This is a genomic window from Stenotrophomonas sp. YJH_SMC_54, assembly GCF_059368435.1.
Genome location: NZ_JCAFRS010000013.1, coordinates 21,790 through 40,764, shown reverse-complemented (window position 1 = coordinate 40,764; position 18,975 = coordinate 21,790). Strand labels below are relative to the sequence as shown.

18 protein-coding genes are annotated in these 18,975 nt (G+C 67.9%); 10 read left to right on the top strand and 8 right to left on the bottom strand.

Annotated features, from left to right (window positions below; all coding sequences use genetic code 11):
* The first annotated feature begins 87 nt into the window (after positions 1-87).
* Together AC5P5S_RS14905 and AC5P5S_RS14900 are read left to right on the top strand one after the other, a co-directional pair.
* Entirely contained in the window at positions 88-408 is a 321-nt protein-coding gene (locus tag AC5P5S_RS14905) for an NAD(P) transhydrogenase subunit alpha part 2 (protein ID WP_005408173.1), read from the top strand.
* A complete protein-coding gene (locus tag AC5P5S_RS14900) occupies positions 405-1,865 on the top strand; it encodes an NAD(P)(+) transhydrogenase (Re/Si-specific) subunit beta (RefSeq protein ID WP_032130084.1) in 1,461 nt (486 codons plus the stop codon). Before AC5P5S_RS14905 ends, AC5P5S_RS14900 begins: the two co-directional genes overlap by 4 nt.
* Before the next feature lie 211 nt (positions 1,866-2,076).
* Here the strand turns inward: AC5P5S_RS14900 and AC5P5S_RS14895 are convergent, their stop codons facing one another.
* Entirely contained in the window at positions 2,077-2,496 is a 420-nt protein-coding gene (locus AC5P5S_RS14895; protein ID WP_024957742.1) for a hypothetical protein, read from the bottom strand.
* Positions 2,497-2,618: 122 nt separating this feature from the next.
* Here AC5P5S_RS14895 and sufT point away from each other — a divergent pair, with 122 nt between their 5' ends.
* The 3 genes from sufT (at position 2,619) to AC5P5S_RS14880 (ending at position 6,517) form a co-directional block, all read left to right on the top strand.
* Complete coding sequence (sufT, locus tag AC5P5S_RS14890) at positions 2,619-3,170, top strand: putative Fe-S cluster assembly protein SufT (RefSeq protein WP_012479222.1); 552 nt, start codon at positions 2,619-2,621, stop codon at positions 3,168-3,170.
* 59 nt (positions 3,171-3,229) lie between these two features.
* Positions 3,230-4,324, top strand: a complete 1,095-nt coding sequence (locus tag AC5P5S_RS14885; RefSeq protein ID WP_012479223.1) for a branched-chain amino acid aminotransferase — start codon at positions 3,230-3,232, stop codon at positions 4,322-4,324.
* Between the two features lie 450 nt (positions 4,325-4,774).
* The gene (locus AC5P5S_RS14880; protein ID WP_005408178.1) at positions 4,775-6,517 is read left to right on the top strand and encodes a S8 family peptidase; all 1,743 of its coding nucleotides are present in this window, start codon (positions 4,775-4,777) and stop codon (positions 6,515-6,517) included.
* A gap of 120 nt (positions 6,518-6,637) precedes the next feature.
* Here the strand turns inward: AC5P5S_RS14880 and AC5P5S_RS14875 are convergent, their stop codons facing one another.
* The 3 genes from AC5P5S_RS14875 to wrbA form a co-directional block, all read right to left on the bottom strand.
* The gene (locus AC5P5S_RS14875) at positions 6,638-7,123 is read right to left on the bottom strand and encodes an asparaginase domain-containing protein (protein ID WP_010481766.1); all 486 of its coding nucleotides are present in this window, start codon (positions 7,121-7,123) and stop codon (positions 6,638-6,640) included.
* 79 nt (positions 7,124-7,202) lie between these two features.
* Positions 7,203-7,538, bottom strand: coding sequence for a DUF2069 domain-containing protein (locus tag AC5P5S_RS14870; protein WP_005408180.1), 336 nt, complete (start codon positions 7,536-7,538; stop codon positions 7,203-7,205).
* A complete protein-coding gene (gene wrbA, locus AC5P5S_RS14865) occupies positions 7,535-8,128 on the bottom strand; it encodes an NAD(P)H:quinone oxidoreductase (RefSeq protein ID WP_005408181.1) in 594 nt (197 codons plus the stop codon). Before wrbA ends, AC5P5S_RS14870 begins: the two co-directional genes overlap by 4 nt.
* 77 nt (positions 8,129-8,205) lie before the next feature.
* On the opposite strand from wrbA, the gene AC5P5S_RS14860 reads away from it, so the two are divergent.
* Entirely contained in the window at positions 8,206-9,480 is a 1,275-nt protein-coding gene (locus tag AC5P5S_RS14860) for a YihY family inner membrane protein (protein ID WP_005408182.1), read from the top strand.
* Positions 9,477-10,046: a TlpA family protein disulfide reductase gene (locus AC5P5S_RS14855; RefSeq protein ID WP_005408183.1), complete on the top strand. Its 570-nt coding sequence runs from the start codon at positions 9,477-9,479 to the stop codon at positions 10,044-10,046. Before AC5P5S_RS14860 ends, AC5P5S_RS14855 begins: the two co-directional genes overlap by 4 nt.
* 608 nt (positions 10,047-10,654) lie before the next feature.
* On the opposite strand, the gene ppk2 is transcribed toward AC5P5S_RS14855, so the two are convergent.
* The 4 genes from ppk2 to hemA form a co-directional block, all read right to left on the bottom strand.
* Positions 10,655-11,437: a polyphosphate kinase 2 gene (ppk2, locus tag AC5P5S_RS14850; protein ID WP_005408184.1), complete on the bottom strand. Its 783-nt coding sequence runs from the start codon at positions 11,435-11,437 to the stop codon at positions 10,655-10,657.
* Between the two features lie 204 nt (positions 11,438-11,641).
* A complete protein-coding gene (locus AC5P5S_RS14845) occupies positions 11,642-13,354 on the bottom strand; it encodes an O-linked N-acetylglucosamine transferase, SPINDLY family protein (protein ID WP_049395818.1) in 1,713 nt (570 codons plus the stop codon).
* 5 nt (positions 13,355-13,359) lie between these two features.
* Positions 13,360-14,442 carry a peptide chain release factor 1 gene (prfA, locus tag AC5P5S_RS14840; RefSeq protein ID WP_005412330.1) on the bottom strand — a complete coding sequence of 361 codons (1,083 nt, stop codon included), beginning with the start codon at positions 14,440-14,442 and terminating at the stop codon, positions 13,360-13,362.
* Positions 14,420-15,703, bottom strand: a complete 1,284-nt coding sequence (gene hemA / locus AC5P5S_RS14835; protein ID WP_012479225.1) for a glutamyl-tRNA reductase — start codon at positions 15,701-15,703, stop codon at positions 14,420-14,422. The genes prfA and hemA overlap by 23 nt, the downstream gene beginning before the upstream one ends.
* Positions 15,704-15,766: 63 nt before the next feature.
* On the opposite strand from hemA, the gene AC5P5S_RS14830 reads away from it, so the two are divergent.
* Genes AC5P5S_RS14830 through ispE form a run of 3 tightly spaced genes read left to right on the top strand, consistent with a single transcriptional unit; the run spans position 15,767 to position 18,974 of the window.
* Complete coding sequence (locus AC5P5S_RS14830) at positions 15,767-17,452, top strand: tetratricopeptide repeat protein (RefSeq protein WP_171969031.1); 1,686 nt, start codon at positions 15,767-15,769, stop codon at positions 17,450-17,452.
* Positions 17,449-18,108, top strand: a complete 660-nt coding sequence (gene lolB / locus AC5P5S_RS14825; protein WP_062607733.1) for a lipoprotein insertase outer membrane protein LolB — start codon at positions 17,449-17,451, stop codon at positions 18,106-18,108. Before AC5P5S_RS14830 ends, lolB begins: the two co-directional genes overlap by 4 nt.
* A complete protein-coding gene (gene ispE, locus AC5P5S_RS14820) occupies positions 18,105-18,974 on the top strand; it encodes a 4-(cytidine 5'-diphospho)-2-C-methyl-D-erythritol kinase (RefSeq protein WP_043033766.1) in 870 nt (289 codons plus the stop codon). Before lolB ends, ispE begins: the two co-directional genes overlap by 4 nt.
* Position 18,975 lies beyond the last annotated feature (1 nt).

Sequence of the window (18,975 nt, the reverse complement as noted above, 5' to 3'; positions counted from 1 at the left end):
GAGCGCGGCTTCGGTTGACGCCGGGCGCGCACCGGGTTCAGCCCATGGTTATGATGGGACGACGAAGACAGAGCAGGAGCGTTGCCAGTGAGTGACGGGTTCGTAGCGCTGTACATCTTCATGCTGGCAGCCATTGCCGGCCACGTGATCATTTCGCGGGTGCCGGTGATCCTGCATACCCCGCTGATGTCGGGTTCCAACTTCATCCACGGCATCGTGCTGATCGGCGCGATGGTGGTGCTGGGGCACGCGCAGACACCGCTGGAAAAAGCCCTGGGCTTCCTGGCCGTGGTGCTCGGTGCCGGCAACGCCGCCGGTGGCTACGTGGTCACCGCGCGCATGCTGGAAATGTTCAAGCCGAGCGCGCCCAAGGGCGGCAAGGACGAACCGAAGGAGCCGCAGGCTTGAACATCAGCACCGTCGAACTGCTCGATTGGCTGGTCAAGGCCAGCTACCTGGTGGCCGCCACGCTGTTCCTGCTGGGCCTGCAGCGCATGGCCTCGCCGCTGACCGCGCGCAGCGGCATCCGCTGGGCCGGGCTGGGCATGCTGCTGGCCACGGTGGCGACCTTCTTCCTGCCCGAACTGCACAACGTGCCGCTGATCCTGGTGGCGCTGCTGCTGGGCGCCGGCCTGGCCTGGTGGTCGGCCGGCAAGGTTGCCATCACCGACATGCCGCAGATGGTGGCGCTGTACAACGGCATGGGTGGCGGCTCTGCGGCGGCCATCGGCGCGGTGGAACTGCTGCGCTACGCCTTCCTTGCCAACCGCGATACCAGCCACTGGAGCGCGCAGGCGCTGGCCGACCTGGCCGCGCGCCAGCCGTCGGGCATGGTGCTGCTGTTGGCAGTGGTCGGCGCGGCGATTGGTGCGGTGTCGCTGTCCGGCTCGGTGATCGCCTGGGCCAAGCTGGATGGGCGCCTGGACAAGCGCGTGACCTGGCCCGGCCAGCAGGTGATGAACCTGCTGGTGGCACTGGCGGTGGTGGTGCTGGCGATCATCGCGGCCAGCACGCTCAATACCTGGGCGATCGTCGCCTTCTTCGTGCTGGCGCTGGCACTGGGCGTGCTGATGACGCTGCCGATCGGTGGCGCCGACATGCCGGTGGTTATCTCGCTGTACAACGCCTTCACCGGCCTGGCGGTGTCGTTCGAAGGCTACGTGCTGGGCAACGAGGCATTGATCATCGCCGGCATGATGGTCGGCGCGGCGGGCATCCTGCTGACCCGGTTGATGGCCAAGGCGATGAACCGGCCGATCCGCAACGTGTTGTTCTCCAACTTCGGCGGCGGTGCTGGTGGCGAAGCGCAGGCGATCACCGGCGCGCAGAAGCCGATTGAAGCGTCGGACGTTGCAGCGATGATGGCCTACGCCGAACGCGTGGTGATCGTGCCGGGATACGGCATGGCGGTGGCGCAGGCCCAGCACAAGATCTGGGAGCTGGCGCAGCGGCTGGGCCAGCGCGGGGTGAAGGTGAAGTTCGCGATCCACCCGGTGGCTGGGCGCATGCCTGGGCACATGAACGTGCTGCTGGCCGAAGCGGGTGTGCCCTACGACCTGATCGCCGACATGGACGACATCAACCCGGAGTTCGCCAACACCGACGTGGTGCTGGTGATCGGTGCCAACGACGTGGTCAATCCGGTGGCACGCACCGACCCGGCCAGCCCGATCTACGGCATGCCGGTGCTGGACGTGGTCAACGCGCGCAACGTGGTGGTGATCAAGCGCGGCAAGGGCACCGGCTTTGCCGGCATCGAGAATGCGCTGTTCTATGCCGACAACACCCGCATGCTGTATGGCGACGGTGCCGAAGCGGCAGCCTCGCTGGTCAGCGAGTTGAAGGCGCTCGACGGCGGGCATTGAGGACCGGGGTCGGATCCCTTTCCGCAGGAATGGGCTCTGATCCCTTTGCCGGCCAGCGGCCGGCACTACCGCATCCACGCGTGGCCGCTGCATCGGGTAGGTGCGGGCCCTGGTCCGCACGCGTTTGCCGGCCAGCGGCCGGCACTACCATCCCATCCACGCATGCGTGGATCTACCTGCATATCCCCGGCGGGCGTGGCAACCGGCGCGCTCAGCGCGCCAGCCAGGCGCCCACGGCCAGGCCCAGCGCCAGCCACAGCCACTCCACCGCGCCATTGGCCAGGGTGATCAGGGTCCAGGCCAGGTGCGGGCCCATCCGCATCGTGGCGTCCCACAGGTCCAGCCCGATCGAGCCGCCCATCCAGGCGCTGGCGATGGTCCAGTTGGCGACGGCGGCCACCAGCAGGGTGCCCACCACGACCAGCACGATGCGCAGCCGGCCCGGGCCGAGCGTACCCATGCGCAGCATGAACACCAGTTCCAGGGCGGTCAGTACCGCCATCCAGCCGACCTGCCGGCCGGTCATCAGCGCCAGCACCATCCAGGCAAGGGGAGCAACAACCAGGCCCAGCAACAGCATGATGGGCCAGAGCCAGGTCACGGTCCTGGCACGCGCGGCATTGGAGGACATCGAAGCTCCCTGAAGATCACCCACAGGATACTGTGGTTTGCGGCGGTGCACCGGCGGTGCCGGAGCGGCTGGGCTAGAATGCCGTCTTGCGTGGCCCCGGCCACGGCCCCATATCGGTCCCCATGTATTCCCGTAGCAGCGAACCTGTCCACTTCGAGCGCGATTGCGAGGCCGTGATGGTCCCGCAGGGCGATACCGTGACCCTGCCCGCCGGCAGCTATGGGTACATCACCCAGGCGCTGGGCGGCAGTTATTCGGTGTTCGTCGAGGGCAACCTGTTCCGCATCGCCGGCAAGGACGGCGACGCCATCGGCAAGGAGGCACCGGCACCGCTGGAACTGCCGGCCGACGCCACTGATGAACAGGTGGAACAGCTGGTGTGGCAGCAGCTGCGCACCTGCTTCGACCCGGAAATTCCGGTGAACATCGTCGAACTGGGCCTGGTCTACGAGGTCGAGATCAAGCACCTGGACGAAGGCCAGCGCGAGATCGACGTGAAGATGACCCTGACCGCACCGGGCTGTGGGATGGGCGACATCCTGGTCGACGACGTGCGCAGCAAGCTTGAAATGATCCCGACGGTGGCCGAGGCCGACGTCGACCTGGTGTTCGACCCGCCGTGGAACCAGCACATGATGTCCGAGGCGGCCCGGCTCGAGACCGGCATGCTTTGACCCAGGGCCCGCAGTGACGCGGGCCCGGCACTACCCGCAACCAGAACAGGAATCCTCCGGTGTCCCAGTCCATCCCCAGCTTCGCCGTTACCCGTTCGGACCACCCGCGCAGCGCTGAAGAGCGCGCCAAGATCCTGGAGAAGCCGGGCTTCGGCCTGCACTTCACCGATCACATGGTGGAAGTGCGCTGGGACAAGGATGCCGGCTGGCACAACGCCAACGTGCGTGCCTACGGCCCGCTGCAGCTGGATCCGGCCGCGGCCGTGCTGCACTACGGCCAGGAAATCTTCGAAGGCATCAAGGCCTACCGCCATGCCGATGGCTCGATCTGGACTTTCCGTCCGGATGCCAACGGCCGTCGCCTGCAGCGTTCGGCGCAGCGCCTGGCGCTGCCGGAACTGCCGGTGGAGATCTTCGTCGAATCGCTGAAGCAGCTGATCGCGGTCGACAGTGACTGGGTGCCGTCGGCCGATGAGTCCAGCCTGTACTTCCGCCCGTTCATGATCGGCGACGAAGCCTTCCTCGGCGTGCGCGGCGCGCACAAGGCCGGCTACTACGTCATCGCCAGCCCGGCCGGCCCGTACTTCGCCAAGGGCGTTGCCCCGGTGTCGATCTGGCTGTCCACCGAATTCGCGCGTGCGGCCAAGGGCGGCACCGGTGCCGCCAAGTGCGGTGGCAACTACGCGGCGTCGCTGCTGCCGCAGCAGAAGGCGCAGGCACAGGGCTGCTCGCAGGTGCTGTTCCTCGACCCGGTCGAAGGCAAGTACCTGGAAGAACTGGGTGGCATGAACGTGTTCCTGGTCTACAAGGACGGCACTCTGGTGACCCCGGAACTGTCGGGCAGCATCCTCGAGGGCATCACCCGCGAGAGCATCCTGCAGCTGGCCCGCGACCGCGGCATGAAGGTCGAAGAGCGCAAGGTCAGCATCGACGAGTGGAAGGACGGCGTGGCCTCCGGCGCGATCAGCGAAGTGTTCGCCTGCGGCACCGCCGCGGTGGTCACCCCGATCGGCCAGCTGAAGGGCGAGGGCTTCTCGGTGGGCGACATCAACGCGCCGGCCGGCGAAGTGACCATGTCGCTGCGCAAGGAGCTGACCGACATCCAGTATGGCCGCCTGCCGGACCGCCACAACTGGCTGGTCAAGCTGGGCTGATCGCCCACGCTGAACTGTAGCGTCGAGCCACGCTCGACTGCTCTTCCGGAAAGCCCGTCCCCGTGACGGGCTTTCTGCGTTATGGGCCTGCGGTCAGATCCCTTTTCCATGGGAAAAGGGATCTGACCCCGAATCAGCGAACGCCGATGTCGGCATAGTCATTCCAGGACACGTGACGGCCCAGTCAGGTCTGTGCAGGACACGAGAAGGTTCCTTCACCTTCACAAACCCTCGACCCGAAAAGTCTCAGAACGAACATTTCATCTTGCTGAAAAGACGCTGAAAATCTTGTGGTGTCCGGTTTCGGCCATTAGCGTCATCTGCACGGCGGATCGTTAGGGGGATCCGCTGACTCACCGGACTTCGAACCTCGCCAATGCAAGCCAGCCCAGGGTTCGGGCCGGTGCTTCTGCCGATTCCGGCATTCACACCACAAGAAAGGGAAATACGATGTCCCAGGTAACGCAACCGCGTGTGCGTCGAGTGTGGGTGGTCCTTGGTGCGTCCGTTCTGTCATCGCTGCTGCTGGCCACGCCTGCGCTGGCCGGTGATGTCCAGCTCAGCGGCCTGCAGTCCGCGCCGACGCACCAGCGCTTCATCGTCAAGTACCGCGACGGCAGCGCCGCCGTGGCCAACACTACTGCGCTGGCTTCGTCGCTGAAGACGGCCGCCGCCGGCCTGGCCAGCAGCCAGGGCCGCGCGCTGGGCCTGCAGCAGGTCCGCAAGCTGGCCGTCGGCCCGACCCTGGTCAAGACCGACCGTCCGCTCGACCAGGCCGAATCCGAACTGCTGATGCGCAAGCTGGCCGCCGACCCGAACGTGGAATACGTCGAAGTCGACCAGATCATGCGCGCGACGCTGACCCCGAACGACACCCGCTTCAGCGAGCAATGGGGCTTCGGCACCTCAAATGCCGGCATCAACATCCGGCCGGCCTGGGACAAGGCCACCGGCACCGGCGTGGTGGTGGCCGTGATCGATACCGGCATCACCAACCATGCCGATCTCAACGCCAACATCCTGCCGGGCTATGACTTCATCAGCGACGCCGCGATGGCGCGTGATGGCGGCGGCCGCGACAACAATCCGAACGACGAAGGCGACTGGTACGGCGCCAACGAGTGTGGCTCGGGCATCCCGGCCTCCAACTCCAGCTGGCACGGCACCCACGTTGCCGGCACCGTGGCGGCGGTGACCAACAACAGTACCGGCGTGGCAGGTACCGCGTTCAATGCCAAGGTCGTGCCGGTGCGCGTGCTCGGCAAGTGCGGCGGCTACACCTCCGACATCGCCGATGCGATCGTGTGGGCGTCCGGTGGCACCGTCAGCGGCGTACCGGCCAACGCCAATCCGGCCGAAGTCATCAACCTCTCGCTGGGCGGCGGTGGCAGCTGCTCGACCACCTACCAGAACGCGATCAACGGCGCGGTCGGCCGTGGCACCACCGTGGTGGTCGCCGCCGGCAACAGCAACACCAACGTGTCCTCGTCGGTGCCGGCCAACTGCCCGAACGTGATCGCGGTGGCGGCGACCACCTCAGCCGGTGCACGTGCCAGCTTCTCCAACTACGGTACCGGCATCGACATCTCGGCACCGGGCCAGAGCATCCTGTCCACCCTCAACACCGGCACCACCACGCCGGGCAGCGCGACCTACGCGTCGTACAACGGCACCTCGATGGCGGCGCCGCACGTGGCCGGCGTGGTCGCGCTGATGCAGTCGGTCGCTCCGAGCCCGCTGAGCCCGGCGCAGGTCGAGAGCATCATCAAGAGCACGGCACGTCCGCTGCCGGGCGCCTGCTCGGGTGGTTGCGGCGCCGGCATCATCGACGCCAATGCCGCCGTGGCCGCAGCGATCAATGGTGGCGGCAACCCGAACCCGGGTGGCAACGTGCTGCAGAACAACGTACCGGTGACCGGCCTGGGCGCTGCGACCGGTGCCGAGCTGAACTACACCGTCGCGGTTCCGGCCGGCAGCACCCAGCTGCGCGTCGCGATCAGTGGCGGCAGCGGTGATGCCGACCTGTATGTGCGCCAAGGCAGTGCCCCGACCGATACCACCTACACCTGCCGTCCGTACCTGAGCGGCAACAGCGAGACCTGCACCATCAACAGTCCTGCCGCCGGCACCTGGTATGTGCGGGTGAAGGCCTACAGCACCTTCTCGGGCCTGACCCTCAACGCCCAGTACTGAGCCCAAGCCCCTCTCCATGGGCACGCCCCGGCTCAGGCCGGGGCGTTCTTCTTTGGGTAGGTACCGGCCTTGCAAGGGCAGCGCTTTGGTGCGTGCCGACCTTGGTCGGCATGCTGTTCCTCAGACCGACTCGAAGCGGTTGGCGGCCACGTTCTTGCGCACGTGCTGCGGATCGAAGATACGACCGTTCATGGCGATGTATACGCCGCTCGGCAGCGACTGCACCGCACCGATCGCGCAGCCGATGTTGAACTCCGCATCCGACCCACGGAACCGCGCCGGGCTGAGCGCGCCGGTCATCACGATGGTCTTGTCCGGGATCGTCGCCAGCACCTTGCCGGTCTGCACCATCGAGTCGGTGCCGTGGGTCACCAGCACGTGGCGGGTCGGCTGCGCGGCGATGGTGGCGCGGATCAGTTCGCGGTCTTCGTCGTTGATGTGCAGCGAATCCTTGCGCAGGATCGGAATCACGTTGAAGCGGAACGTCACGCCCAGCTCGCGCAGGATCATGCCGATCTGGGGGTCGCCGATCTGGTAGTCCGACTTGTCGTCGAAGTAGATCTTGTCGATCGTGCCACCGGTGGTGACGACCAGGAGCTCTTCCATCATGTGCATGCGCGAAACCAGGACAGGTACAGCGGCGCGGGGCCAGGAACACAGATGATACGGCCCGGCGGGCGCAGCGTCAGCGTCGCTTGCCGAAGCGGGCGCGCAGCCCCGGCAGGCTGGCGCTGAAGATCACCAGCAGGGCCAGGGCGATTTCGATCAGCGCCAGCCAGCGTGTTTCCGGGTGGCTCCAGGCGCTCATCACGCCGTGGCTGAACCAGCCCAGCGCCAGCACCGAGGCCCAGAACCCGGCCTTGCGCCAGCCCAGCCGCAGCGCAAAGGCCAGCGCCAGCGGCGGCGCGGTGAACACCAGCTGGGTGGCCAGCCAGTGCTTGTCATTGATGAACCAGCCTGCGAACAGCGCGGCCAGCCCCATCAGGGCCAGCAGCAGGACCGTGCGCGGCGGGCGGCTCATCGGGCCAACCGCTGCGCGATGTCGGCCACCCGGCGGCCCAGCGCGCGGGCCAGCACGGCCTCGTCGTCGGTCGGCTGCGGATCGTCGGCGGCACCGGCCACGTGGCTGGCGCCATAGGGCGTGCCGCCGCTGGTGGTGTGGCTCAACGCCGGTTCGGTGAACGGGATGCCGACGATCACGCAGCCGTGGTGCAGCAGCGGCACCTGCATCGACAGCAGGGTCGATTCCTGGCCGCCGTGCATCGAGGCGGTGGAGGTGAACACGCCGGCCGGCTTGCCGGACAGGGTGCCATTGACCCATTCGGCGCCCAGTCCATCCAGGAAGTGCTTGACCGGCGCGGCCATGTTGCCGAAGCGGGTGGGGCTGCCGAGCAGCAGGCCCTGGCATTCCACCAGGTCCTGCACGCTCACGTAGGGGGCGCCGTCGTCGGGTACCGGCGGCTGCGCGGTCTGGGTCACGGCGGCCACTGGCGGCACCGTGCGCAGGCGCGCGCTCATGCCCGGCACTTCGCCGATGCCCCGCGCGATCTGGCGCGCCAGCCGTGCCACCGAACCGCCCCGGCTGTAGTACAGCACCAGAATCTCGCCCATCGTGCCCGCTTCTCCTCGTCGTGTGGTCGCCAGTATGGCTATCCTGCCAGCATTCCGCATCGGGTACCCTTCCACCGATGGAACCTTTGGATACGCTCAACCTGTGGATGGAGCGCGCGCGGGATCGTGCACGGGCCATCAGTTTCGGCCGCTTCCTGTGGCATCGCTTCCTCGACGACCGCCTGTTCCAGGCAGCGGCGGCGCTGGCCTACACCACGGTGTTCGCGTTGGTACCGCTGGCGATCGTGGTGTTCGGCGTGCTCTCGGCCTTCCCCGTCTTCGACCGCTGGAGCGACCAGCTCAGCGATTACGTCTTCTCCAACTTCGTGCCCAATGCCGCGCGCGCGGCCGAGGGCTACCTGCGGCAGTTCTCGGCCAGTGCCGGCCAGCTCACCGCCGCCGGCTTCATCGCGCTGGTGGTGTCGCTGCTGATCACGCTCAACAGTGTTGAAGAAACCTTCAACCAGATCTGGCGGGTCGGCTCGACCCGGCCCAAGCTGACCCGCTTCCTGGTCTACTGGACTGTACTGACGCTGGGCGCGATGCTCGCGGCGGCTTCGCTGGCGGTGTCGGCGCGGGTGTTCGCGATGCCGCTGTTCGGCACCCAGGAGGGCCGCTGGCTGGCCGAACTGGCACTGCGGCTGGCGCCGATCCTGATCGAGTTCGTCTGCATCACGCTGATGTTCCGGGTGGTGCCGCACCACACGGTGAAGTGGCGGCATGCAGTGCCTGGCGCCATTCTGGCCGCGGTGATCCTGGAGCTGGTGAAGTGGGGCATCGGCGCCTACCTGGGCAGCTTCCAGTCCTACCAGAAGCTGTATGGCACGGTCGCCTTCGTGCCGATCCTGCTGCTGTGGATCTACCTGTGCTGGGTGGCGGTGCTGCTGGGCGCGTCGTTGTCTTCGTCGATGGCGGCCTTCCGCTACCAGCCGGTGGAACTGCGCCTGCCGCAGGGCTACGAGTTCTATGGCCTGCTGCGCCTGCTCGGCCGCTTCCACCATGCCCGAGCCAAGGGCAAGGGCCTGGCCGATGATGAAATCCTGCGGCTGGAGCCGATGCTGACCGATTCGCTGCTGCAGGACCTGGCCTGCAACCTGCAGGAGATCGGCCTGCTGCGCCGCGATGAACGTGGCGAATGGCTGCTCTCGCGCGACCTGGACCAGGTGAGCCTGGCCGATCTTTACGAATGTACCCAGTTGCGCATTCCGGTAGCCGAGCAGCATCTGCCGTATCGCGACGACAGCCTGGGCCGTGCCGCATTGGCGGCGCTGGATGATCTGCGGCTGCCCCTGCGTGAACGCCTGAAGCGCAAGGTCAGCGATATCTATACCGACTCTGGAGACATGCCATGACCCGCAAGACCCCGTTGCTGCTCCCGCTGGCCCTGCTGCTGGCACTGTCGGCCTGCAAGCCGGCCCAGGAGCCGACGCCGGCCAGCAGCCAACCGCCGGCGCAGGCACCGACGCCGACCGCACCGGCGCCGGTCGAGGAAACCCCGGCCGAGCGCACCACCGCCGAGTTCCCGACGCTGAAGATGAAGGCGGTGGATGGCAGCGACTACGACCTGGCCGCGCACCGCGGCAAGTGGGTGGTGGTGAACTTCTGGGCGACCTGGTGTGCCCCGTGCCGCAAGGAGATGCCCGAGCTGTCGGCGCTGCATGCGATGCGCAGCAACATCGAAGTGGTCGGCCTGGCCTACGAGGACATCGAAGTGCCGGAAATGCAGTCGTTCCTGACCAAGCATCCGGTGACCTATCCGATCGTGATCGTGGACCCGTTCGATCCGCCGGCCGATTTCGCCACTCCGCGCGGCCTGCCGCTGACGCACCTGCTGGATCCACAGGGCAAGCTGGCGCACACCTTCCTCGGCCCGGTGACGGCCGCCGACATCGAAAAGCAGATCGCTGCTGCCAAGTAATGGGGTTGGGCGGCAGGGCCTGCGGCCCTGCACCCGCGGTAGTGCCGGCCGCTGGCCGGCAACCCCAGCAAAAGCAACAGCAACAGCGGGCTATCCGTGGGATGGCGGGGCGGTGTCGGAGTGCGGGGACGCTGCAAGTACGTCCCTGTAAGCTTGGCAGCCGCATCCATGCGGCTGACACCCCGCACTCCGACACCGCCCCACCTCTGACAGATTCCTCATGTCTGGTAGATCCACGCCATGCGTGGATGATTCTCCAGACAAATCGAATATTTCGAATTGAATTCGAAGAGCATCCACGCATGGTGTGGATCAACGACAGATCGCGGAGAACTGTCGAAGGCGGGGTGGGTCCGGGTGCGGGAGCGTGAGCCGCATGGGCGCGAGGCACGCCTCGGGCGGGTTGGGCAGGACGCCCAACCCCGGTCTTGCCGTGTGCGCAGGACAGCGCACACGAGCAAGCCGCGACCGAGCTTACATGGACGTACTTGCAGCGCCCCCCCCACCCGGACCCGCCCCGCCATCCCTCAGGAAGCCCGCCGTTGCTGTTGCTGTTGCCGTTGCTCTGGCTTCGGCAGGTGCAGGGCCGCAGGCCCTGCCGACCTACCCTAATCCTCGACCGGGAAGTCCTCGATCGGCTTCAGCACATCGTAGTGCTCGCGATGCAGCTTGCCCTTCAGCTTCGGCAGCTCCGGCAACGGTGCATCCACGCGCGTGTCCGGCAACCGGTCCAGCAGGTTGCGCACCAGCGTCAGCCGGCCCAGCCGCTGGTCGTTGAAATCCACCAACGTCCACGGTGCCGCCTCGCGATGGGTCGCGCGCAGCATCGCCTCGCGCGCCTCGGTGTAGGCGCTGTACTTGCTGCGGGATTTCAGGTCCACCGGGGAGAGCTTCCAGCCCTTCAGCGGATCGAGATGGCGCTCGGCGAAGCGCTTCTCCTGCTGCTCCTGGTCCACGCACAGCCAGTACTTGAACAGCAGGATGCCGTCGTCCACCAGCAGCTGTTCGAACACCGGCGCCTGGCGCAGGAACTGCTGGTACTCGGTCTCGCTGCAGTAGCCCATCACCCGTTCGACGCCTGCGCGGTTGTACCAGCTGCGGTCCATCAGAACGATCTCGCCGGCGGCGGGCAAGTGCGAGGCGTAGCGCTGGAAGTACCACTGCGTGGCTTCGCGGTCGGTGGGCTTGGGCAGCGCCACCACCCGGCACTGGCGCGGGTTGAGGTGCTGGCTGATGGCCTGGATCGCGCCGCCTTTGCCTGCCGTGTCGCGCCCTTCGAACAGCACCAGCAGGCGCTGTCCGCTGTGCTGCACCCAGCGCGCCATGGCGGTCAGTTCCAGCTGCAGCGGCAGCAGCAGTTCGTCGTAGTCCTTGCGCTTGAGCTTGGCCATCGTCACACCACGCGGGGAGGAAGCCCGAGCGTAGCGCAGGGGCTGCCCAGGCGATGTCGACGCCGGGTAGAGTCGACGGTCAGTCGACTATCGCGCGCAGCGCGGGGTTTTCGGCTTCCTGCCGAGGGCAGTCGACCAGCAGTCGACTCTACCCAGTCGACGTCATCCAATCGACATTACCCAGCCGACATTACCCAGCCGACATTACCCCGTCGGTTCGGTTGTTCCCAGCCAGTCGTGTTCGCGCGCCAGCTGCTGCACCAACGTCGACAGATCGCGGGCAAACCCGTCCATGTCGAACAGCCCGCTGCGCTCGCGCGCCTGTGCCAGTTCAGCGCGCAACGCCGCCAGTGCTGCAGGGTCGTTGCCCAGCGCGCTGGCGGTGGTGATGAACGCCGCATCGTCGGCGACATTCATCCGTGCCAGTCCCAGATGGTGGTTGAGGCTGCCGGCCACGCGCGCGGCGAAGGTGTCGCCGGGGCAGGTCAGCACCGGGCAGCCGGCCCATAGTGCGTCGGACGCGGTGGTGTGCGCGTTGTACGGATGCGTGTCGAGGAACAGGTCGGCCAGCGGGTAACGGGCCAGGTACTGCGGATGCGGCAGCTTGGCCATGAACACCAGGCGCGCCGGGTCCAGGCCGGCAGCCTGCGCGGCAGTGCGCAGGCGGGCGTCGGCCTGGCCCGGTCCGGACAGCAGCCACAGTACGCTGCCGGGCACTGCCTGCAGCACTGCGAAGGCACGGCCCATGCTGCGCGGGTTGAGCTTGTAGCTGTTGTTGAAACAGCAGAACACCACCCCCTGCGCGGGCAGGCCGCAGTCCGCACGGGTCGGCGCAGGCTCCAGCACGCGCGTATTGTCTGACGGCTGGAAGGCTCGTGGCAGGCGCAGCACGCGTTCGCTGTAGCACGGCTCCAGTGCCGGCGGCAGGGCGAAGGCATCGCCGACCACCGCGTCCATCCACGGCGCCCCCGACGTGCCCGGATAGGCCAGCCAGTTCAATTGCAGCGGGGCAGGGCGCATTGCCAACACTTCCGGCGTGCCGCCACCGCCCCAACCGCGCAGGTCGAACAGCAGGTCGATGCCCTGTGCGCGGATGCGTGCGGCGGTATCGGCATGTCGCAGGCCAGCCACATCATGCAGCTGCGCCGCTGCCTGCAGCCGCTGGCGGATGCGGCTGCCGTCGTCGCGGTTCAGTGCGAACAGATGCAGTTGCAGTGCGGGGTCGCGACGCAGCTGCTCGAACAGCGCCACGGTCAGCAATCCGGTCGGATGTGCGCCGAACCCATTGGAGAGGAAGCCGACGCGCAGCGGGCCGTGCGGGCGCACCGTTGCCGGCGGCAATGGCCGCACCGAGGCAGCCACGGCCAGCGCACGGGTGTGCGCGCAGGCCAACTGTTCGGCAGCGCTGGCGTCCTCGCTGAGGAAGGCGAACGGCTCGACCACGCCCTGGCCGCTGGCAACGGCGGCGCGCACCTGTGCCGCCAGCGTGTCCAGGTCCTGCCAATCGCACAGGCGGCGCTGCCAGGCCAGGCGCTGGGCGGCGATGTACGGCTCGGCCGGCATCAGCCCATGCGCGCGTCGATAGGCCGCCGACGCGCCTTCGGCATCATCGGCATCTTCCAGTGCATGGCCCAGCCACAGTGCAATGCCGGGATGCTGCGGTGCCAATGCCGAGGCCTGGCCGAGCAGCTTGGCCGCATCGCCATGTGCACCGGCCATCCACGCCACGCGGCCCAGCCGTGCCAGCGCTTCGGGGTGATTCGGGCGCAGCTGCAGCGCACGTCGCGCGGCCTGTTCGCCGGCAGCGATGTCGCCGGCTTCCAGTTCCACGTCGGCCAGCATCACCCAGGCGACGAAGTCGTCGGGCTGGCGGGCGATCGCTTGCTGCAGTTGCTGTCGCTGCTGCCAGGCCGACATCGTGCTCAGCCCGCCGACAGCTGGGCCAGGGCGTCGACCTGGTGTTCGTGGCTGAGCCGCTGCAGCAGCGGATCGAGGTCACCGGCCAGGATGTTGGGCAGGTCGTACAGGGTCAGGCCCTCCACGCGGTGGTCGGTGATGCGCCCCTGCGGGAAGTTGTAGGTGCGGATGCGCTGGCTGCGGTCACCACTGCCGACCTGCAGGCGCCTCGACTCGGCCTGGGCCGCGTCCTGGCGTTGGCGCTCGGCGTCGAGCAGCTGCGCTTTCAGGCGCTTCATCGCCTTGTCGCGGTTGGCGTGCTGGCTGCGTTCGGTCTGGCATTCCACCACCACGCCGGTCGGTACGTGGGTGATGCGGATCGCCGACTCGGTCTTGTTGACGTGCTGGCCACCGGCGCCGGAGGAGCGGAACGTATCCACCTTCAGGTCGGCCGGGTTGATGACGATGTCATCGACTTCGTCGGCCTCCGGGATGATCGCCACGGTGGCCGCCGAGGTATGGATGCGGCCCTGCGATTCGGTGGCCGGCACGCGCTGCACACGGTGCGTGCCCGATTCGAACTTCAGGCGCGAGAACGCACCACGGCCGACCACCCGTGCCACCACTTCCTTGTAGCCACCGTGCTCGCCGGGATTGTCCGATTCGATCTCGACCTTCCAGCCCTGGCGCTCGGCGTAGCGGGCGTACATGCGGAACAGGTCGCCGGCAAAGATCGCCGCTTCATCGCCGCCGGTACCCGCGCGCACTTCCAGGAACAGGTTGCCTTCGTCGCGCGGGTCGCGCGGTACCAGCAGCAGCGCCAGTTCCTGCTCCAGTTCCAGCAGGCGCGCCTGCGCGGCGGCGATTTCCTCGTCGGCCAGTTCGCGCAGGTCGGGATCGGCGCGCATGCCTTCGGCGGCGGCCAGATCAGCCTTGGCACGGGATTCATCGGCCAAGGCGATGGCGATCGGTTCAAGTTGGGCGAATTCGCGCGAAAGGTCGCGGAAACGGGTGTTGTCGGCGACCACGTCGGGTTCGGCGAGCAGGCGTTCCAGTTCTTCGCGGCGCTCGGCCAGCGCTTCCAGCTTACGGCGCAGGGTCGGCGTCATCGGGTCTCACGGGTGGGTGGCGGTAACCCGGCGTAGCCGGGAACAGGCGCTCGGCGGCGCGGGTCAGGTCGGCATCGCCGCTCAGTGCGGCAGCGCGCAGGGCAGCGGTAGGAGGATGCAGCAATCGATTGGTCAGGCCGTGCGCCAGCAGTTCCAGCACTTCGTCGGCCGGCTTGCCGTTGGCCAGCTGCTGGCGCGCGCGTTCCAGCAGTTCAGTGCGGGTGGCCTCGCCGAACGCACGCAGCTGTCGTAGCGGCGCCTGGTGGGCGCTGGCCTGCTGGGTCTCGATAAAACGCGATACCTGAAGGTCGATGATCGCCTCGGCCTCGGCGGCCGCCTCGCGGCGTCCGCGGCGGTTGTCTTCCACCGCGCGCTCCAGGTCGTCGACGGTGTAGAGGAAGGCGTCGTTGAGCGTGCCGACCTCCGCCTCGATGTCACGCGGCACGGCCAGGTCGAACAGCAGCATCGGCTTGTGCCGGCGCGCGCGCAGGGCCTTGGCCACCATCTCGCGGTGGATCACCGGTTCGCGCGCAGCGGTGGCCGAGAACACCACGTCGGCCTCGCCCAGGTGGCGGTCCAGTTCGGTCAGCGGCAGGGCTACGCCACCATGGCGGCTGGCAAGTTCCTGCGCGTGGGCGAGGGTGCGGTTGGCGATCAGCAGCCGGCGTACCTTGCCTTCGCTCAGGTGCCGTGCAGCCAGTTCGATGGTCTCGCCGGCACCGACCAGCAGCACGGTGGAATCGTCCAGCCGCGCGAACGCGTTCTGCGCCAGGCGCACCGCCGCCGACGCCACCGATACCGGGTTGGCGCCGACCTGGGTATCGGTGCGCGCACGCTTGGCCACCGAGAAGGTCTGCTGGAACAGGCGGTCCAGGCGCTGGCCGAGCAGGCCGTGGTCACGCGCGGTCGACCATGCGTCCTTCACCTGGCCGAGGATCTGCGGTTCGCCCAGCACCATCGAGTCCAGGCCGGTGGCGACCCGGAACAGGTGGCGTACGGCTTCTGCATCGGCATGCTGGTACAGGTAGCCCTGCAGGTCGCCGGCCTGGGCGTGCAGCCACTGGTCCAGTGCCTGTGCCGAATCGGCCACGGCATACAGCTCGGTGCGGTTGCAGGTGGACAGCAGCACCGCCTCGGCGATCTGCGGAGTATCGCGCAGCGAACCGAGCGCGCGCGGCAACGCCTCACCGGCGAAGGCCGCGCGCTCGCGCAGCTCCACCGGTGCGGTCTGGTGATTCAGTCCGAGCACCCACAGGGTCATTGTTCAGTTGCTTGCGATAAGCTGCTGGCCATTGGACGACATTTTAAGGCCCCGATGCCGACGATGCCCGCATTGATTCGCATCCCCAGTGTTCTGCTGCTGTCCCTGGCCTGCAGCCAGGCCCTGGCGGCGGTGCCGGCCAAGGCCCCCGTACGGGCCCCGGCCACTGAGGAACTGGCGCTGGAACCGGTGATGGCCGGTGAGTTCGCGCTGCAGGCCGGCAAGCTGGCCGAGGCGGCCCGCTGGTACCTGCAGGCGGCCCAGCAGACCGACGGCGACGCCGGCCTGGCCGAGCGCGCGACCCGCATTTCCATGCTCGCCAACGATGACGCCAGCGCCGCCAAGGGCCTGGCCCTTTGGCAGCAGCGCGCGCCCAGCTCGTTGACCATGCGCAGTGCCGCTGCCGCGCTGGCCATGCGCCAGGGCGATGTGAAGGCAGCGCGTGGCGATCTGCAGGCCTTGCTGGCCGACCCGGATGAACGTGGCTGGAAGTTCGCCCTGGCCGCCCTGATCGGCGGCGGCCGCGACCCGGCAGTGCCGGCGCAGGTGCTGGGCGAGCTGGTCGACGCCAACGCCATTCCGCCGAAGATCGAGGCGTGGCAGGAGTTCGGACGCCTTGCCCTGCGCATGGACAAGCCCGAGCTGGCGCGGCGCATGATCGATGAAGTGGTCAAGCGCTTCCCCGAGGAGCCGCGCGTTGCGCTGCTGCGCGCCAGCCAGCTGCAGCAGGCCGGGGAGACCGGCAAGGCGTTGTCGTTGCTGCACGATGTGGAGCCGAAGACCCGACAGGACCCTGAACTGCGCAATGCGGTGGCCATTGCCTACGACAGCCTCGGCCAGCCCGCCGCCGCCGAGCGCGTGCTGGCGTTCGGCCCGCAGGACGTGCAGACCTGGGGCATGCGCGCCTCGCTGCTGGCCAAGCAGGGCGACAAGGCGGCGCTGTCCAACCTCTACAACGAACTGTCGCGGCAGGCGGCCAAGCCGGACCCGGCGCAGCGCCTGCTGCTGGGCAAGATCGCCGAATACCTGAAGCGTTATCCCGAGGCGGTGCAGTGGTACCACAGCGTGCCCGGTGGCGATGAACTGAGCGAGGCGCGCCTGCGCGCGGCCAACGCCCAGGCCCTGGCCGGGCGCCTGCCGCAGGCATTGGATGAAGTGCACGCGATCCAGTCCGATGCGGTGGTCGACGACGATGTGCGCCGCGATGCCTACCTGCTGGAAGCCGAACTGCGCCAGCGTGCTGATGACAGTGCCGGGGAGCTGGATGCGCTGGCCCGCGGCCTGGCCGCCTACCCGGATGACAACGGCCTGCTGTACGCCCGTGCGCTCACCTGGGAACGCCGCGACGACATCCCGCGCGCCGAGGCCGACCTGCGCAAGATCCTGGTGACCGACCCGGAGAACGTGCCGGCATTGAACGCGCTGGGTTACACCCTGGCCGATCGCACCGGTCGCCTGCAGGAAGCGCTGGAGCTGATCGATCGCGCCCGCGTGGCCGAACCGGACAACGCTGCCATCGTCGACAGCTATGGCTGGGTGCTGTACCGCCTGGGTCGCAAGGAAGAAGCACTGGTGCAGCTGCGCCGTGCCTGGACCCTGGCCAAGGACCCCGAGATCGCCGCCCATGTCGGCGAAGTGTTGTGGGTGCTGGGCAAGCATGACGAGGCCCGCCATTTCTTCGACGAAGCGGCCAAGCTCGACCCCGAAAACCGCGCGCTGCTGCGCGCCCGCGAGAAATTCAATCCATGAGTGTTTCCCTGATCCGGCCGCTGCTGTTGGCAACTGCGGCCCTGGCGTTGACCGCCTGTACCAGCGTGGGCACGCAGAAGACCCCGGCGCCGGCGGTGGTCGAGGTTGTTTCGGCCGAGGCGGCGCAGGCCGAGGCGGCGCGCGTGGCCGCGCTGCAGGCACAGCCGGACTGGGCTTTCCAGGGCCGGGTCGCGGTCAGCAAGGGCAAGGACGGCGGCAGCGGACGCATCGACTGGAAGCAGGAAGGACGCCGCTATGTGGTCGAGCTGAGCGCGCCGGTGACCCGGCAGAGCTGGAAGCTGACCGGCGATACCCATTCCGGAGCCGGTCGCCTGGAAGGACTGGCCGGCGGGCCGCGTGACGGCGAAGACGCCCAGCAACTGCTGCTGGAGGCGACCGGCTGGGACATCCCGGTCAACCAGCTGCCGGCGTGGATCCGTGGCCTGGTGGCCGGTGATGCTGCTGGTCCGGAGAAGGTCGAGCGTGATAGTGAAGGCCGGCCGCGTCGCATGCAGCAGATGGGCTGGCAGGTGCAGTACCTGGACTGGTACCCGGCCGAGGCCGGGCGCCCGGCGATGCCGCGCCGGATCGAGGCCAGCAATGGGGACGCCAAGGTGCGCCTGCTGGTCGACCAATGGGGGCAGGGCACCCCATGAGTGCCGGGCGCGATGACACGGGCTGGTCCTGGTGGCCGGCCCCGGCCAAGCTGAACCTGTTCCTGCACATCACCGGCCGCCGTGCCGATGGCTACCACGAGCTGCAGACCGTGTTCCGCCTGCTGGACTGGGGCGACCGCATCGGTCTGCACCTGCGTGAAGACGGCCAGGTGCGCCGGCAGGGCGAGGGGCTGGCTGGCGTGGCCGAGGCGGATGACCTGGCGGTCCGCGCCGCGCGGCTTCTGAAAGATGCGGCCAATATCGTGCAAGGCGCGGACATCATCGTCGAAAAACACGTTCCTGCAGGTGGTGGCTTTGGCGGCGGTTCGTCCGACGCGGCCACCGTACTGGTGGTGCTGAACCGGCTCTGGCGTGCCGGTCTGGATGAGGACGCGCTTGCTGCGCTGGGCCTGCGCCTGGGCGCCGACGTGCCGGTGTTCGTGCGCGGGCGCAATGCCTGGGCCGAAGGGGTGGGTGAGCGCCTACAGCCGATCGTGCTGGAGCCGGCCTGGTATGTGGTGGTTGAACCGGGTGTTCATGTTCCCACCCCGGCTCTGTTCGCAGACCCGGATTTGACGCGCGGCAGCCCAGTGGCGAAAATAGAGGACTTCGCTTCCGGGACCTTGGTCGGGAACGCGTTCGAACCGGTGCTGCGCCGCCGTGAGCCTGCCGTCGAGGCAGCGTTCGCCGCGTTGAGCGATATCGGCACGGCGCGGCTGACCGGTTCGGGAAGTGGTTGTTTCGTCGAGTTCGCATCGCAGTCTGCCGCAGAGCAGGGACGGTCGAAGTTGCCGAAGGAGTTGCGGGCAAGGGTGGCAGCGGGCGTTGCGCGTTCGCCACTGCTGGATGCACTCGAGCAACACTGAT

Excerpts from the sequence above, each read along its gene's own strand:
- AC5P5S_RS14895 (WP_024957742.1), bottom strand. The coding sequence starts at position 2,496 with ATGTCCTCCAATGCCGCGCGTGCCAGGACCGTGACCTGGCTCTGGCCC.
- sufT (WP_012479222.1), top strand. The coding sequence starts at position 2,619 with ATGTATTCCCGTAGCAGCGAACCTGTCCACTTCGAGCGCGATTGCGAG.
- AC5P5S_RS14880 (WP_005408178.1), top strand. The coding sequence starts at position 4,775 with ATGTCCCAGGTAACGCAACCGCGTGTGCGTCGAGTGTGGGTGGTCCTT.
- AC5P5S_RS14875 (WP_010481766.1), bottom strand. The coding sequence starts at position 7,123 with ATGGAAGAGCTCCTGGTCGTCACCACCGGTGGCACGATCGACAAGATC.
- AC5P5S_RS14870 (WP_005408180.1), bottom strand. The coding sequence starts at position 7,538 with ATGAGCCGCCCGCCGCGCACGGTCCTGCTGCTGGCCCTGATGGGGCTG.
- wrbA (WP_005408181.1), bottom strand. The coding sequence starts at position 8,128 with ATGGGCGAGATTCTGGTGCTGTACTACAGCCGGGGCGGTTCGGTGGCA.
- AC5P5S_RS14860 (WP_005408182.1), top strand. The coding sequence starts at position 8,206 with ATGGAACCTTTGGATACGCTCAACCTGTGGATGGAGCGCGCGCGGGAT.
- AC5P5S_RS14855 (WP_005408183.1), top strand. The coding sequence starts at position 9,477 with ATGACCCGCAAGACCCCGTTGCTGCTCCCGCTGGCCCTGCTGCTGGCA.
- ppk2 (WP_005408184.1), bottom strand. The coding sequence starts at position 11,437 with ATGGCCAAGCTCAAGCGCAAGGACTACGACGAACTGCTGCTGCCGCTG.
- AC5P5S_RS14845 (WP_049395818.1), bottom strand. The coding sequence starts at position 13,354 with ATGTCGGCCTGGCAGCAGCGACAGCAACTGCAGCAAGCGATCGCCCGC.
- prfA (WP_005412330.1), bottom strand. The coding sequence starts at position 14,442 with ATGACGCCGACCCTGCGCCGTAAGCTGGAAGCGCTGGCCGAGCGCCGC.
- hemA (WP_012479225.1), bottom strand. The coding sequence starts at position 15,703 with ATGACCCTGTGGGTGCTCGGACTGAATCACCAGACCGCACCGGTGGAG.
- AC5P5S_RS14830 (WP_171969031.1), top strand. The coding sequence starts at position 15,767 with ATGCCCGCATTGATTCGCATCCCCAGTGTTCTGCTGCTGTCCCTGGCC.
- lolB (WP_062607733.1), top strand. The coding sequence starts at position 17,449 with ATGAGTGTTTCCCTGATCCGGCCGCTGCTGTTGGCAACTGCGGCCCTG.
- ispE (WP_043033766.1), top strand. The coding sequence starts at position 18,105 with ATGAGTGCCGGGCGCGATGACACGGGCTGGTCCTGGTGGCCGGCCCCG.